Source organism: Rhizobium albus (genome assembly GCA_030160035.1).
GTDB lineage: Bacteria > Pseudomonadota > Alphaproteobacteria > Rhizobiales > Rhizobiaceae > Georhizobium > Georhizobium albus.
Genome location: BSNO01000003.1, coordinates 768,735 through 782,764, shown reverse-complemented (window position 1 = coordinate 782,764; position 14,030 = coordinate 768,735). Strand labels below are relative to the sequence as shown.

Annotated in this window: 15 protein-coding genes; 9 read left to right on the top strand and 6 right to left on the bottom strand. The window is 61.6% G+C overall.

The annotated features are described in order from the left end of the window. The first annotated feature begins 93 nt into the window (after positions 1 to 93). Positions 94 to 438 carry a hypothetical protein gene (locus tag QQL76_RS11465; protein ID WP_126011022.1) on the top strand — a complete coding sequence of 115 codons (345 nt, stop codon included), beginning with the start codon at positions 94 to 96 and terminating at the stop codon, positions 436 to 438. Between the two features lie 27 nt (positions 439 to 465). On the opposite strand, the gene QQL76_RS11460 is transcribed toward QQL76_RS11465, so the two are convergent. The 4 genes from QQL76_RS11460 to QQL76_RS11445 form a co-directional block, all read right to left on the bottom strand. Next, the gene (locus tag QQL76_RS11460) at positions 466 to 1,371 is read right to left on the bottom strand and encodes a cytochrome c (RefSeq protein ID WP_499207744.1); all 906 of its coding nucleotides are present in this window, start codon (positions 1,369 to 1,371) and stop codon (positions 466 to 468) included. A 72-nt stretch (positions 1,372 to 1,443) separates the two neighbouring features. Then, complete coding sequence (locus QQL76_RS11455) at positions 1,444 to 1,896, bottom strand: c-type cytochrome (RefSeq protein WP_126011024.1); 453 nt, start codon at positions 1,894 to 1,896, stop codon at positions 1,444 to 1,446. Positions 1,897 to 2,046: 150 nt separating this feature from the next. Next, on the bottom strand, positions 2,047 to 2,649 hold the full coding sequence (locus QQL76_RS11450; protein ID WP_499207743.1) for a superoxide dismutase: 603 nt from the start codon (positions 2,647 to 2,649) through the stop codon (positions 2,047 to 2,049). 125 nt (positions 2,650 to 2,774) lie between these two features. Further along, positions 2,775 to 3,650, bottom strand: a complete 876-nt coding sequence (locus QQL76_RS11445; protein ID WP_499207742.1) for a branched-chain amino acid aminotransferase — start codon at positions 3,648 to 3,650, stop codon at positions 2,775 to 2,777. A gap of 170 nt (positions 3,651 to 3,820) precedes the next feature. On the opposite strand from QQL76_RS11445, the gene QQL76_RS11440 reads away from it, so the two are divergent. Together QQL76_RS11440 and QQL76_RS11435 are read left to right on the top strand one after the other, a co-directional pair. Further along, complete coding sequence (locus tag QQL76_RS11440; RefSeq protein WP_499207741.1) at positions 3,821 to 4,471, top strand: (S)-2-haloacid dehalogenase; 651 nt, start codon at positions 3,821 to 3,823, stop codon at positions 4,469 to 4,471. Positions 4,472 to 4,611: 140 nt separating this feature from the next. Next, positions 4,612 to 5,394 carry a L,D-transpeptidase gene (locus QQL76_RS11435; protein ID WP_499207740.1) on the top strand — a complete coding sequence of 261 codons (783 nt, stop codon included), beginning with the start codon at positions 4,612 to 4,614 and terminating at the stop codon, positions 5,392 to 5,394. A gap of 61 nt (positions 5,395 to 5,455) precedes the next feature. Here QQL76_RS11435 and QQL76_RS11430 read toward each other — a convergent pair whose 3' ends face one another. Beyond that, on the bottom strand, positions 5,456 to 7,042 hold the full coding sequence (locus tag QQL76_RS11430; protein ID WP_499207739.1) for a helicase HerA-like C-terminal domain-containing protein: 1,587 nt from the start codon (positions 7,040 to 7,042) through the stop codon (positions 5,456 to 5,458). Between the two features lie 164 nt (positions 7,043 to 7,206). Between QQL76_RS11430 and QQL76_RS11425 the strand changes: the two genes are divergently transcribed. From QQL76_RS11425 to QQL76_RS11405, 5 genes are all read left to right on the top strand, one after another. Further along, the gene (locus QQL76_RS11425; protein ID WP_126011030.1) at positions 7,207 to 7,557 is read left to right on the top strand and encodes a hypothetical protein; all 351 of its coding nucleotides are present in this window, start codon (positions 7,207 to 7,209) and stop codon (positions 7,555 to 7,557) included. Positions 7,558 to 7,731: 174 nt separating this feature from the next. Beyond that, positions 7,732 to 9,096: a methylmalonyl-CoA mutase family protein gene (locus tag QQL76_RS11420; RefSeq protein WP_499207738.1), complete on the top strand. Its 1,365-nt coding sequence runs from the start codon at positions 7,732 to 7,734 to the stop codon at positions 9,094 to 9,096. Beyond that, entirely contained in the window at positions 9,093 to 11,240 is a 2,148-nt protein-coding gene (gene scpA, locus QQL76_RS11415; RefSeq protein WP_499207737.1) for a methylmalonyl-CoA mutase, read from the top strand. Before QQL76_RS11420 ends, scpA begins: the two co-directional genes overlap by 4 nt. A 54-nt stretch (positions 11,241 to 11,294) precedes the next feature. Further along, positions 11,295 to 11,516, top strand: coding sequence for an AbrB/MazE/SpoVT family DNA-binding domain-containing protein (locus QQL76_RS11410; RefSeq protein ID WP_126011033.1), 222 nt, complete (start codon positions 11,295 to 11,297; stop codon positions 11,514 to 11,516). After that, entirely contained in the window at positions 11,513 to 11,902 is a 390-nt protein-coding gene (locus QQL76_RS11405; RefSeq protein WP_499207736.1) for a type II toxin-antitoxin system death-on-curing family toxin, read from the top strand. Before QQL76_RS11410 ends, QQL76_RS11405 begins: the two co-directional genes overlap by 4 nt. Positions 11,903 to 11,959: 57 nt before the next feature. Here the strand turns inward: QQL76_RS11405 and QQL76_RS11400 are convergent, their stop codons facing one another. After that, positions 11,960 to 12,463, bottom strand: coding sequence for a YciE/YciF ferroxidase family protein (locus tag QQL76_RS11400; protein ID WP_499207735.1), 504 nt, complete (start codon positions 12,461 to 12,463; stop codon positions 11,960 to 11,962). A 188-nt stretch (positions 12,464 to 12,651) separates the two neighbouring features. Between QQL76_RS11400 and QQL76_RS11395 the strand changes: the two genes are divergently transcribed. Next, entirely contained in the window at positions 12,652 to 14,025 is a 1,374-nt protein-coding gene (locus QQL76_RS11395; protein ID WP_499207734.1) for a TIGR03808 family TAT-translocated repetitive protein, read from the top strand. The last annotated feature ends 5 nt before the right edge of the window (positions 14,026 to 14,030 follow it).

Genomic DNA, 14,030 nt, shown 5'->3' with positions numbered 1-14,030 from the left:
TAAGCGGTCACATCGCCGTGACGACCCGTTTCCGGTAACATCTGAGTCTCCATATCAACGGGTGGAGTGCTCGATACCAGGAGGATGGATCCGATGACTGATCGCAGCATAAAGGGCACAGCACGCGTGGCGCTGGCCAGCCTTGGCGTCGCGGCCGCAAGTATCTTGGCCTTGCCCGTTCCAGAGGCCGCCGCTCAAGGTCTTTTCGGTGGCCCATCCGGCGCAAATTGCAACGTCCTGCAACAGCAGGGTGGCAGCTACTGGCAAGGCTTCGTACGCGGTGCTCAGGAAAGCGCGTTCACGGGCGACGATGGCATCAACCAGTACACCGATGCTCATTGCTTCCGCACAGAAGCCGAATGCGAGGCTTGGCTTTATGCGGCGCAAAGTGCTGCACACATCGTGTTCAACCGGTGGTGCCGTTCTTACGCGGCTTGAAAGTCTGGCCTGCGGCCATGACTAGTTTCAGTGTTCCGGTATGACCTTGAGGTAAGCGGCAATCGCTTCCCGGTCTGACGCCGGCAGAGTGGCGAGACCGCGCTGCACCGCGACCATCGAGCCGCCGACACTGTCGAAGTCGGGCGTGAAGCCCGATTCGAAGAAGTAGGCGAGGTCGTCAGCGGTCCAGTCGGCTACGCTTCCAGCCGGCGTGACATTGGGGATTGTGCCCTGCCCGCTCGGGTTGGGTGCGCCGGCCAGCCATTGGTCGGTCTCGAGCCCACCCAGAATATCGCGCGGCGTGTGGCATTCGCCGCAATGACCGACAGCCTCCACGAGATACTGGCCACGCCGCAGCACCGTGTCGTTCGGATCGATCGACACATAGGCGCCGTCGGGCATGTAGAGATACTTCCAGATGCCGATGGCGCGATTGACGTTGAACGGAAAGCTCACCTCGTGGGCCGGCGCTTCATTGTCGCTGGCAGGCAGCGACCGGAGATAGCCCCACAGATCATTGACGTCGGCGATATCCATCATGGAATAGGAGGCATAGGGAAAAGCGGGATAGTAGTTGCTGCCATCCGGTGCCACGCCACGCAGCATCGCATTGGCGAAGTCCTCGAAGCTCCAGTCGCCAATCCCCACCGGTCCGCTGGAGATATTCGGGACATGGAACGTGCCGAAATCGCTTTCGATGGCATGGCCGCCGGTGAGCACAACCGCATCGTCCGCCGCATCGCTTGTCTCGGACGCACCATGACACGAGGCGCAGTTGCCCGCATTGAAGATCAGCTCACCATTGGCGAGATCCGGTTCGCCCAGGCCTTCGAACGCCGTCTCGGGCAGCCTGTCCGGCGCAGCTACCGCCCACAGAGTCCCGCCGAGCGCCGCTGCCAGAATGACCAACGCGATCGCGATGCGTTTCAGCATTTTCTTTCCATTCTTCTGTCCGTCGAGCCAGCACAAAGGCCCGCTCGACGGTGATGGGATCGCCTCGGATGATTAGTTGTCCTGGCGGTAATCTTCGTGACACGCGCCGCATCCGCGCGTGAAGTCCTGAAAGACCGGCTGGAAGGAGGCAAGATCAGCCGGAACCGCGGCGGCAAGTTCAGCCGCCTTGGTGGACATTTCTTGGGAGAGCCGCTCGAAATCCGCCTTGTTTTCCCAGATGGCCGGAAGCGCTTCGGTCTCGTAGCCTGTCTCCGACCCTTCAGGGAAGTAGTCGGCGAAGACCGCCGTGTTTTCCGAAATCGTCTGCAGCGCCGCTGCGACCGCTCCCGGGTCATAATCCGTGCGACCTCGAACCATGTTGCCCATCACGCCTGTCGCATCGCCGACTTCATCCATCAGATCCTGACGAACTTCCTGCGGCACGCCGTCCTGTGACGATGCGGGATGGATCAGTGCCGCCGAGATGGAAAGCAGTGCTGCTGCGATGGCTAGTCTGGACTTCATCGTCGATCTCCGTTGCTTTTGCGGGAACTGGCACGTGCGGCGCGGTCTGCGACACAACCGCATCTTGGTCATCGGCCTGTGACGGCACAACAAAAACCCCGGCCTGTAAGACCGGGGTTTGGATCACATAAACGTGTGAAGGGCGTGACCTCAGCCACGGGCGCCCTGATAAAGCTCGTCGACATAATCCCAGTTCACGAGATTATCGACGAATGCTTCCAGATATTTCGGCCGCGCGTTGCGGTAGTCGATATAATAGGAATGCTCCCACACATCGACGCCGAGAATCGGCGTTGCGCCATGAACCAGCGGGCTTTCGCCGTTCGGCGTCTTCATGATTTCGAGCTTGCCGTTCTTCACGGCAATCCAGGCCCAGCCCGAGCCGAACTGGCCGGTGCCGGCAGCGATGAAGTCTTCGCGGAACTTGTCATAGCCGCCGAGGTCGCTGTCGATCGCCTTCTGCAGATCGCCGGGCAGGCTCTTGCCGCCGCCATTCGGCTTCATCCAGTTCCAGAAGTGCTTGTGGTTGTAGTGCTGGCCAGCGTTGTTGAAGAGCGCCTGGTTCTTGCCGTAGGAGCCCTTCACAATGTCTTCGAGGCTCTGACCTTCGAGGCCCGAACCTTCAAGAAGCTTGTTGCCCGTCGTCACGTAAGCATTGTGGTGCTTGTCGTGGTGATACTCGAGCGTCTCCTTCGACATGTAGGGCTGCAGCGCGTCATAGGCATACGGCAGGTCCGGAAGTTCGAAAGCCATATCGCTCTCCTTTCGAATATAGAGATTTCTAAAATTCAGTCCCATCGCTACATAGGCGCCGGGGCTCGGACCGGCAACGGTGCCGCTCACCTATTTGTTCCTCGCAAACGGCCTCTTCTGCGCGCTTAGACCGGAAAACCGCGGGCCCAATCGAGGTAGAGCGAGCGGAGCTTAGCTGCGATCGGTCCGGCCTGCATTTCGCGATCTTCGACCCGGGTCACCGGCACCACTTTGGAGTGGTTGCCGGTCGAAAACACCTCGTCCGCATCCAGGAAATCGGCAACGCGGAGGCTCTTTTCGACAACTTCCATCCCCGCGTCGCGCAGCAACTTGATCGCACGGGCGCGCGTGATGCCGCTGAGGAAGGTACCATTGGGAGCGGGCGTGAAGACGACGCCGTCATTCGCCATGAAGATGTTGGAGGTCCCCGTCTCCGCAACGTTGCCCAGCATGTCTAGCACGAGCGCGTTGTCGAAGCCGCGCCTCTGCGCATCGAGGATCGCACGCGCGTTGTTGGGATAAAGGCATCCGGCCTTCGCGTTGGTCGGCATCGTTTCGATCGTCGGCCGGCGGAAGGGCGAAACGCCCACCGAAAAGCCGGTCGGCGCAATCATCGGTGATTCGTAGAGGCAGAGCGCGAAGCGCGTCGATTCCGCCTGGGCCGGAACACCCATATAGCCGCCATGCTCGGCCCAATACATCGGCCGGATATAGACCGCCGTCTTGCCGTCGAACTTCTTCAGGCCGTCCTTGGCTAGACCTTCGATCGACCCCGCCTCTTCGGTCGGGATCATGCCGAGTGCGCTCGCCGACGCGTTGACGCGCTGGCAGTGCAGATCGAGATCCGGCGCCACACCGTCGAACCAGCGCGCCCCGTCGAACACGGTGGATCCGAGCCACATGGCATGCGACCGCGGACCGATCAGAGGCGGGTTGCCCTCATGCCAGTCACCGTCGACATAGGTCCAGGTGGTGGATTGCGCTCTTGTGTCTACGGTCATGTCGATATCTCCTCGATTTACTGCCTGCTTAGCGCCGGGCCGGCGCGAAGGTCAACGCGAGGGCAACCGGTGGCGCGCCTGCCGGTCTTGCATTCCATCGCTCGTCACTGCGTGATACCGCGGTGCGATGATCGTTTTGTATTTAGAGAAGCGATCGCAGGAGCTTGTCGATGACCCATGCCGCTTACGTGTTCGATGCCTATGGCACGCTTTTCGACGTCCACGCCGCAGTCCGCCGGCATGCCTCCGTCATTGGGCCTCAGGGTCCGGCACTCTCGCAATTGTGGCGCGCCAAACAGCTGGAATATTCCTGGGTCCGAAGCCTGATGGGCGCATATCGTGACTTCTGGCAGCTGACGGAAGAAGCGCTCGATTTCGCCTTGGCCTCAATGCCGGACGTCGATCGCTCGGTGCGGGCTACCCTGCTCGATGCCTATTTCAAGCTCGACTGCTATGCTGAAGTTCCGGGTGTGCTCAAAGCACTCAAGGCCCGCGGCGCCAAAGTCGCCATTCTTTCCAACGGATCGCCCGCAATGTTGGAATCAGCCGTCCGCAATGCCGCATTGGATGAAATCATCGACGACATTTTCTCCGTCGATGCTCTGCGCGTCTTTAAGACGGCACCGGAAGTATACGAGCTCGTGACCACGAGCTATCGGGCCTATCCCGAAGCGATCTCGTTCCAATCATCCAATCGCTGGGACATTGCAGGTGCTGCAAAATTCGGATTTCGGCCGGTGTGGATCAATCGCAACCAGATGCCGGACGAATATCAGGATCTTGCGCCATCCCTGATCCTGCCCAGCCTTTCGGGCCTTTGAACCTCCGCAGCCTGAGCATGAATGCAAGGTCGATCACGAGTGTTACATTTGCGCAACATACTGCCTGCACTCCGACACAATGCGGGAACAAATCGGTACCCACGTCATTTCGATAACGTTTCCTAACAGCGGGACACATGATGAGTATTTCCAACACAGTCCGGGAGCGGCGGGATCACTCCGCACTCGGCCGCCGTGCCTTTCTCGGTGGCGGCGCAGCATCGCTTCTCGCTTTGGCGGGCTGCACCACCGGCATGTCCACGGCAGAGTTCAACGCCGAAACCAATCCGCTCTACCGGTCGCCGCTCGATCGTGGCGCCGGCATCCCGCCGAGCGTGAGCCCGTTCGCATCCATGTACGCACCGATGCCGCAGGAGCAGTTCCCGCTTCCTGCCATCCCGGTCGAGCGCATGGACCCCGTCTATCTGCGCCAGCTCGTTCAGGATCCGACCGGCGAACGCCCAGGTACGATTGTGGTCGATACCAACAACCACTTCCTCTACCTGACGCGGGAAGACGGCCAGGCAATGCGCTACGGCGTCGGCTTGGGCCGTGAAGGCTTCGCGTGGCAGGGCCGCGCCGTCGTCCAGTACAAGCGCGCCTGGCCGCGCTGGACTCCGCCAGATGAGATGGTCGCCCGCCAGCCTGAGCTCGAGCCTTACTCCATCGCGAATGGCGGCATGGATCCAGGCCTCGACAACCCGCTCGGTGCGCGTGCGCTCTACATTTTCCAGAACGGCGTCGACACGATCTACCGTATTCACGGCTCGCCGGAATGGTGGACGATTGGCAAGTCGGTGTCTTCCGGCTGCGTGCGCATGCTGAACCAGGACGTGATCGATCTGCACGACCGCGTCCCGAACGGAACGCCCATCCTCGTCACGGGCAACCTGCCGCGCATGGTAGCACCGACCGTCGCCTGATTTTAATCGCGCTTTGATAGAGAGGCCGGGTTGAGCTTAGCTCCGCCCGGCCTCTTTTGTTTCAGAGCCCGCGCTTCAGGCTGCCGAGAATACCGCGCACCAGAGCGCGGCCGATCTGGTTTGCCGCCGTTCGCGCAACGGTCTTGACGACGGTTTCCGTCACCGTCTGCCGCTGATAGCCGGAGCGAGGCGTGGCCCGCCGTCCCGACGTCTTTCGTCCGCGGTCATCATAGTCATCGGCCTCGTTGTCGCCGAAGCCCGGCAGGGTCCAGCGCCGCGTTTCCTGAACTTCTGTCTCCGCTTCGGCTTCCTTGCGCCGCCGCTCTTCTTCCGCTGCGGCCACCTGAGCCGCGCGCGCCGTCAGAATCTCGTGGGCGGACTCACTGTCCACGTCGCGATCATACAGCCCCGCAACCGGCGACGTCGCCATGATCGCGCGCCGCTCGGCATCGTCGATCGGTCCGAGCCGGGACGACGGCGGACGGATGAGCGTGCGCTCCACCATGGATGGCGCGCCCTTCGGTTCCAGTGTGGAGACGAGCGCTTCGCCGGTGCCGAGCTGCGTGATGGCCTCGAAGCAATCGAATTCGGGGTTTTGCCTGAACGTCTCGGCCGCCACCTTCACGGCCTTCTGCTCGCGCGGCGTATAGGCGCGCAGCGCGTGCTGGATGCGGTTGCCAAGCTGTGCCAGCACAGTCTCTGGCACATCGAGCGGGTTCTGCGTGACGAAATAGACGCCGACCCCTTTCGAGCGGATCAGCCGAACGACCTGCTCGACCCGCTCCAGAAGCACCCTTGGCGCTTCAGAAAACAGAAGATGTGCCTCATCGAAGAAGAAGACGAGCTTCGGCTTTTCCGGATCGCCCACTTCGGGCAGTTCCTCGAACAGTTCCGAAAGCAGCCAAAGCAGAAACGTCGCGTAAAGCCGCGGGTTCATCATCAACCGTTCGGCGGCGAGCACATTGACGATGCCGCGACCGTCGACCGTCGTGCGCATCAAATCTTCGATCCGAAGCGCCGGTTCGCCGAAGAACTGCTCGGCCCCCTGCTGTTCCAGAACCAGAAGGCTGCGCTGGATCGCGCCCACCGACTGCGGCGAAATATTTCCATAGATCGCCGAAAGAGCACTCGCCTGCTCACTCATATAGATGAGGAGGCTGCGCAGATCCTTCAGATCCAGGATCGGCAAGCCATGCTCGTCCGCGATCTTGAAGGCGATGTTCAACACGCCTTCCTGCGCTTCAGAAGCGTCCATCATGCGCGCCAGCAAAAGCGGGCCCATCTCGGTCATGGTCGTGCGGACGCGGTGACCCTTCTCGCCGAAAAGATCCCAGAAGACGGTGGGCGTTGCCCGGTATCCATAGGAATCGAGGCCTATCTTCTGCGCGCGCTCCTCCAGGAACCCCTTGCTCTCCCCCGCCATGGCGAGACCGGCCAGATCGCCTTTCACATCGGAGCAGAATACGGGAACGCCCGCTGCGGAAAACGCTTCCGCCAAAATTTGCAAGGTGACGGTCTTGCCCGTACCCGTCGCGCCGGTGATCAGGCCGTGGCGATTGGCGTATTTGAGATCGAGATACTCGCCCTTCTTGTTGGCATCGCCGGGATCACGGCTGGTTCCGATATACAGCTTTCCATCCTGCAGCATGTGGCCTCGTCATCCCTTCGAAGAACGCCTGTGATCGTATGTTGCGCAAAGCTGATCCATTTGCAAAAGCTCATTCAGACGACGTCGCGCGAGAGCTTGCGATTGCGAGGGAACGCCCATATGACGTTGACGTACACGTCATCCAAGGGAGAAGGAGCCAGAAGATGGACGAACTGATTTCCCGCATCACGGCCAATGTCGGCATCGATGATGCAACTGCCCGCAAGGCCGTTGGCCTCATCCTCGGTTTCCTGCAGCGCGAAGGCGCCGATGGACCTGCAGCCAAGATGGTCGAAGGCATCCCCGGCGGCCCGGAAGCCGTCGCGGAGCATGGCGGCGAAGCCACCGGCGGTGGCGTCATGGGTCTCGGCCAACAGCTGATGTCGGCCGGCCTCGGCATGGGCGAAATCTCCGGCGTCGCCCGCGAAACGGTTGCCTTCGCCAAGCAGCATGTGGGCGAAGAGACGGTCGACCAGGTCGTCGCCTCCATCCCCGGTCTCAGCCAGTTCGTCTGAGCCGAGCATCACTCTTGAGGCAGGCTCAGGTTCGGACATCGTCCACGGCCTGAGCCTGCCTTTTTTGTTTGATGGGCTGCTTCAGCCGCCCGCCTTGGTCTTCCGTCGCGTTGCACGGCCGTCGCGGGCCCCATATTGTCCGCCTCGCACCGCAAATCGGTGGGAGACGCTTCTATGACGCCTGATCTTTTCGAAACAACTGCCTTCAGCCCCTCCTCTGCAGAGGATTGGCGCGCTCTCGTCTTGCGCGCTTTGAAGGGTGCAAGCTTCGATGACGAGCTTGTCAGCCACACCGATGACGGCATCGCATTCGGCCCGATCGCAGTTCGCGTTCCCGACGCTTCTTTAAGAACCCGTTCGCATCCGACGCAGCCATGGACGATCTCCCAGAGGCTCGACGACCCCGACCTGCCGCGTGCCGAAGTGCAGATCGAAGCGGACATCGGCGGCGGCGCCACGGGTTTGTCGATATCTCTGACCGGCGCTGCCTCGGCCTATGGTTTCGGCGTCGATATCGATCAACTCCCCAAGCATCTGGCGACGATCCGTGCCGTGCAGGAAATTCGTTTCGATGCACCGGCCAGGGATTTGAGCGCGCTTCTGGATGGGCTAGAAGCGCAGCCCGAAGACGGCACCGCCCATGTGGATCTCGGCATTTCTCCGCTTGTCCAGCATGGGCCAGATGTGATCGCACGGGCCTTCGATCTCGACCTCGATGGGACTGTGATGCGCGCCGACGGGACGCTTGCGCACAACGCCGGTGCGAGCGAAGCCCAGGAACTCGGTTTCACGCTTGCCGCTGCCGTCGAGGCACTGCGCATGGCAGAACGGACGGGGATCGATGTGGGTTCGGCGCTCGCCGCGACCGAATTCGTGCTTTCGGCCGACCAGGACCAGTTCCTGACGATCGCCAAGTTCCGGGCGCTTCGCATCCTCCATGCGCGTTTGATGGAACTGCTCGGCATCGAGGAACCCTTCGGCGCGCATCTCCATGCCGAGACCTCCTACCGTATGCTTGCGCAGCGCGACCCGGAAACCAACATCCTGCGCAACACCATCGCGGTGTTCGCCGCGGGCATCGGTGGCGCGGATTCGGTGTCCGTTCTCCCCCATACATTACCACTTGGCCTTCCCGACCGTTTCGCCCGCCGCATCGCCCGCAACACCCAGGCTGTCCTGATCGATGAGGGCCACCTCGCCCATGTTCTCGATCCCGGCGCTGGCTCCGGCGGCATCGAGCATCTCACCGGAGAGCTAGCTGAATTGGGCTGGCAGGTCTTCCAGCAGATCGAGGGCGAAGGTGGTCTGGCGCAAAGCATCCAGCATGGGCTCATCACCGCACGCATCGCGGAGAAGCGACGTGCGCGTCATGAAGCAATAGCCGCCGGGCAACGCACGATCATCGGCACGACACGCTTTCAACCGACGCGTGATCGGCCGATGACGGTATCGATGGAGCGCGATCCTTCCACCATGGAACGCGGTGCCCTATCACCGGTTCGGCTCGACGAGATGCTCGAGACGGGAGAAGCCGCATGAGCAAGCTTCCCGATTTCACCACGATCGGCTGGCAGTCGCCCGCCATTGAGGTTCCAACCGCTACAAGCGGCGAATGGCAGACGCCGGAAGGGATCGCAGTTCGGCAAAGCTATGGTGCGGCCGATATCGATGGCCTGCCCTATCTCGACAGCCATCCCGGCATTGCCCCCTTCATCCGCGGTCCCTATCCGACAATGTATGTTCAGAAGCCCTGGACAATCCGCCAATATGCCGGGTTCTCGACCGCCGAAGAATCAAACGCCTTCTACCGCCGCAACCTCGCTGCCGGCCAAAAAGGCCTGTCGATCGCCTTTGATCTCGCGACACACCGCGGCTATGACAGCGACCATCCGCGCGTCGCCGGCGATGTCGGCATGGCCGGAGTCGCGATCGATTCCATCCTCGACATGCAGCAGCTCTTCGACGGCATCCCGCTCGACGAGATGACCGTATCAATGACCATGAACGGAGCGGTGCTGCCGATCATGGCGCTCTATATCGTTGCCGGCGAGGAACAGGGCGTGCCGCCCGAGAAGCTTGCCGGGACCATTCAGAACGACATCCTGAAGGAGTTCATGGTCCGCAACACCTACATTTACCCGCCACAACCTTCGATGCGGATCGTCTCGGACATCTTCGCCTACACGGCGGAAAAGATGCCGAAATTCAATTCGATCTCGATCTCCGGCTACCACATGCAGGAGGCCGGAGCGACGGCCGATCTCGAGCTTGCCTACACGATCGCCGACGGCATCGAATACGCGCGTGCCGGTGTCGCGAGCGGCCAGGACATCGATGCTTTTGCGCCCCGCCTCTCCTTCTTCTGGGCGATCGGCATGAACTTCTTCATGGAAGTCGCGAAGCTGCGCGCGGCCCGGCTCATCTGGGCGTCGTTGATGAAGAAGAACTTCGATCCCAAGGATCAGCGCTCGCTGGCGTTGCGCACCCACAGCCAGACCTCCGGCTGGTCGCTGACGGCGCAGGATCCGATGAACAACGTGATGCGCACCATGCTGGAGGCCATGGCGGCGACGCAGGGCCACACGCAATCGCTCCATACGAATTCCTTCGATGAGGCGTTGGCGCTGCCGACCGATCACTCCGCGCGGATCGCCCGCAACACCCAGCTCATTCTCCAAGCGGAATCCGGTACCACCAAACTCATCGATCCCTGGGGCGGCTCCTTCCATGTCGAGCGGCTGACGCACGACCTCGCTGCCCGCGCGCTCACGCACATCGAAGAGGTGGAAAGCCTCGGCGGCATGGCCAAGGCGATCGAACAGGGCATCCCGAAGCTCAGGATCGAGGAAGCCGCCGCCCGCACCCAGGCGCGGATCGACAGCGGCCAGCAGACGGTCGTCGGCGTCAATGCCTACCGGACGTCGGAAGAAATCGACGTCGACGTGCTGAAGGTCGACAATGCCGAAGTGCGCGCCCGCCAACTGTCCAAGCTGCAGCAATTGAAGGGCACGCGCGATGTGGCCGCCGTCGAGACCGCGCTCGATCGGCTGACCGAAGCTGCTCGCTCCGGCCAGGGCAATTTGCTCGCATTCTCCGTGGAAGCAGCGCGCGCCCGAGCCACTGTGGGCGAGATCTCCCTCGCGCTCGAGAAGGCATTTGGCCGCCACGTGGCAGAGGTTCGCACCATTTCGGGCGTCTACCGGAAGGAGATCGGCGGCGAGAACCCAGCCTTCGAGGAAGCTGTCCGGGCAGTCGAGGCTTTTCTACGCGAAACGGGCGTAAAGCCGCGGATACTGGTCGCGAAAATGGGACAGGACGGCCATGATCGTGGCCAGAAAGTCATCGCCACAGCCTTTGCCGATCTTGGCTTCGATGTCATCGTCGGTGCGATGTTCCAGACGCCGGAAGAGGTCGCCGATCTTGCGCTTGCAGAAGGCGCGCACATTGTTGGCGCCTCCTCGCTGGCTGCCGGTCACCTCACGCTCGTCCCCGAACTGAAAGCTGCGCTCGATAAGCGCGGTGGCGACGGCGTACTGATCGCGGTCGGCGGCGTGATTCCGCCGGACGATTTCGAGGCATTGCGCCGTGCCGGCGCCGACGCGATATTTCCTCCGGGTACCGTGATTGCCGAAGCGGCGCTCGAACTGATCGCCGCCATCCGAAGCAAGCCACAAGCGGCTTGATCTTGACCGGCGACGTCCCACGTTATAACGTCAGTTATTACATTGGAGGTCGCCATGAACGTTCAGGTCCGTCGCATTGGAAATTCCGAAGGCATCATCCTGCCGAAGGAGGTGCTTGAGCGCCATGGCTTGAAGTCTGGCGACACGCTCGAACTGCGTGAAGAGAACGGCAACATCTTCTTAAAACCTGCCGAAGATGACTTTGCCGAGAAGATGAAGCTCGCCCATCAGTTCATGGACCGATACAAGGTCGCTCTCAAAAAGCTGGCGGAATGAGCTGGGACTTCCTGTCGCGGCAACTTGTCGAGGCCATGCATCGCGAGCAGTTGAGGCGCCATGGTGGTGCCGAGGGCCTACGCGATCCGGGTGCCCTTGAATCCGCGCTGGCTCGGGCCGAAAATAAGGCGGCTTACGGATGCGAAGACATCTGCGAGCTCGCCGCTGCCTATCTCTTCGGGCTCGCTAAAAATCATGCGTTCGTTGACGGCAACAAGCGTATTGCCATCGTTTCTGCCGGTGTCTTCCTGATGAGCAACGGCTTCATGCTGGAAACGGATGATGCGAAGCTCTACGCCTTCGTTCTCGGCGTCGCAGCGGGCGAAATCGACGAGGACGGCGCGACGCGGTTTTTCCGCGATCACGTCGTCCCCATTGCCGAATAAGATCGAGCACCCGCCACCCTCAAGTGGAATGGCGGGCCGCGATCACATCGTCACACTTCAGGCAGCCTTTTCCATGGCAGCCGGATTGGCAACCTTGTCGGCCAGCGTAGTCAGGTCTTCGTCGGTCTTACCTTCCTGCTGCAACGTCTCATCGAGCAGCTTGGCAGCGTCCTTCATGCCGAGCGTGTCCGCCCAGCGCTTCAGCGTGCCGTAGCGTGCGATCTCGTAGTGCTCGACAGCCTGTGCGGCCGAAATCAGGCCTGCATCGATCGCTGCCGTGCCCTTGAATTCGTCCATGATCTCTTCGCCTTCGGCGATGATCCCTTCAATCGCGTCGCAGGTCTTGCCCTGTGCGCGCTTGCCGATGAGTTCGAATACCTGCTGCAGGCGCTCGATCTGGCCTTCGGTTTCCTCACGATGCTTTTCGAATGCTGCCTTCAGCTCTTCCGACTGAGCAGCCCGTTTCATTTTCGGCAGCGCCTTCAGGATCTTACGCTCGGCGTAATAGATGTCCTTGAGCGTATCGTGGAAGAGATCCTGGAGAGTCTTTTCTTTGGCCATGGTGGGCATCCTTCTGATGGTTGCGTCGCCGGGTATCGGCGGTGGGCCCATCCAAGCTTCAACTGCGCTCGATGTTCCTCACGCCCTCACAAAATCTCTGCACACTGCACGGTCGCCCTGTCTCATAACGACACATGATCGGTTGGCACGCCGTTTGCTGAGCTGAACGCAGCAAGGAAGGCGTAACCATGATGAGACGGCGAGCGGCAATCCAGGCGGTTCTGGCCTCTGCAGCCGCGTGCACGGTTTCCGTATCGGTGCCGGCGCGCGCCGGCCAGCTTTTCGCGCAGGTCGATCTTCGGGGGGCGATCGACGCGCAGTCTGGCGGCCTGCGTGCCGGCACCGATGTGGATCAGGGGGCGCTGTTGAACCGCCTGCTCGCCGAAGCTGCGCCTGAGGGAAAACCGGTGTTCCTGCCGCCCGGCGTCTACCGCGTCTCCAACATCACCCTGCCGGCCGGCGCGCGGCTGATGGGCGTGCCCGGCGCTTCACGTCTCGTCTACACGGGCGAAGGCTCGTTTCTTGCCGCCGAGAACGCCGAGACGGTTTCACTGAAAGGCATCGTTGTCGATGGCGCCAACCGTTGGCTCGACACCTGGGCAACCGGCAGTCTCGTGGCACGCAACGTCTCGCGGCTCGATCTCGACGAATGTGAATTTATCGGAAGCCAGCGCAATGCGCTGGCGCTCGAGGGCTGTGGCGGCGGCATCCGTCGCACACGCATCTCAGGTGCGGCCGGCGTCGGCATCTACTCCGTCCAGTCGACGGGGCTGACGGTCACCGACAACCACGTCTTCGACTGTGCCAATGGCGGCATCCTCATCCATCGCTGGGAGGATGGGCCGGACAACTCGATCGTGACGAACAACCGCGTCGAGCGCATCGGCGCCGCCGATGGCGGTACTGGCCAAAACGGCAATGGCATAAATGTTTTTCGCGCTGCGAACGTGATGATCGCCAACAACCAAGTGTCCGATTGCGCGTTCTCGGCCATCCGATCCAACTCCGGCTCGAACGTCCAGATCGTCGGCAATCAATGCCTGCGCTCCGGTGAGACGGCGCTCTACTCGGAGTTTTCCTTCGAAGGCGCCGTCATTGCGTCAAACCTCATCGATGGTGGAGCCAACGGCATCTCCGTCGCCAACTTCAACGAGGGGGGCCGGTTGGCAACGGTCGCCAACAACATCGTGCGCAACATCGTTGCGCCCGATCCTTACGAACCGGTTGGCCCCGGCTTCGGCTGGGGCATCGCCATCGAAGCCGACACGGCAGTGACCGGCAATTCGATCGAGAATGTCTCGAAATGGGGCATTCTCATGGGCTGGGGGCCCTTCCTCCGCAACGTATCCGTGACCGGCAACATTGTGCGTGCTGTACCGGTCGGCGTTGCGGTCACAGTCGTAGAAGAAGCGCAGCAGGCGCTCATTTCCGACAATGTAATCGAAGGAACTCCGGAGGGCGCGGTCGTCGGCTTCCGCTGGGGGGAGCCGGCGACCGCCGACCTCACCTCGGGGGAAGAGGCGCCTGCTCACCTGACGGTGGAACGCAATCGCGTCATCTAGCGTGC

Bases quoted from the DNA above. Each gene is read 5' to 3' on its own strand.
- QQL76_RS11465 (WP_126011022.1), top strand. From the start codon at position 94: ATGACTGATCGCAGCATAAAGGGCACAGCACGCGTGGCGCTGGCCAGC.
- QQL76_RS11460 (WP_499207744.1), bottom strand. From the start codon at position 1,371: ATGCTGAAACGCATCGCGATCGCGTTGGTCATTCTGGCAGCGGCGCTC.
- QQL76_RS11455 (WP_126011024.1), bottom strand. From the start codon at position 1,896: ATGAAGTCCAGACTAGCCATCGCAGCAGCACTGCTTTCCATCTCGGCG.
- QQL76_RS11450 (WP_499207743.1), bottom strand. From the start codon at position 2,649: ATGGCTTTCGAACTTCCGGACCTGCCGTATGCCTATGACGCGCTGCAG.
- QQL76_RS11445 (WP_499207742.1), bottom strand. From the start codon at position 3,650: ATGACCGTAGACACAAGAGCGCAATCCACCACCTGGACCTATGTCGAC.
- QQL76_RS11440 (WP_499207741.1), top strand. From the start codon at position 3,821: ATGACCCATGCCGCTTACGTGTTCGATGCCTATGGCACGCTTTTCGAC.
- QQL76_RS11435 (WP_499207740.1), top strand. From the start codon at position 4,612: ATGAGTATTTCCAACACAGTCCGGGAGCGGCGGGATCACTCCGCACTC.
- QQL76_RS11430 (WP_499207739.1), bottom strand. From the start codon at position 7,042: ATGCTGCAGGATGGAAAGCTGTATATCGGAACCAGCCGTGATCCCGGC.
- QQL76_RS11425 (WP_126011030.1), top strand. From the start codon at position 7,207: ATGGACGAACTGATTTCCCGCATCACGGCCAATGTCGGCATCGATGAT.
- QQL76_RS11420 (WP_499207738.1), top strand. From the start codon at position 7,732: ATGACGCCTGATCTTTTCGAAACAACTGCCTTCAGCCCCTCCTCTGCA.
- scpA (WP_499207737.1), top strand. From the start codon at position 9,093: ATGAGCAAGCTTCCCGATTTCACCACGATCGGCTGGCAGTCGCCCGCC.
- QQL76_RS11410 (WP_126011033.1), top strand. From the start codon at position 11,295: ATGAACGTTCAGGTCCGTCGCATTGGAAATTCCGAAGGCATCATCCTG.
- QQL76_RS11405 (WP_499207736.1), top strand. From the start codon at position 11,513: ATGAGCTGGGACTTCCTGTCGCGGCAACTTGTCGAGGCCATGCATCGC.
- QQL76_RS11400 (WP_499207735.1), bottom strand. From the start codon at position 12,463: ATGGCCAAAGAAAAGACTCTCCAGGATCTCTTCCACGATACGCTCAAG.
- QQL76_RS11395 (WP_499207734.1), top strand. From the start codon at position 12,652: ATGATGAGACGGCGAGCGGCAATCCAGGCGGTTCTGGCCTCTGCAGCC.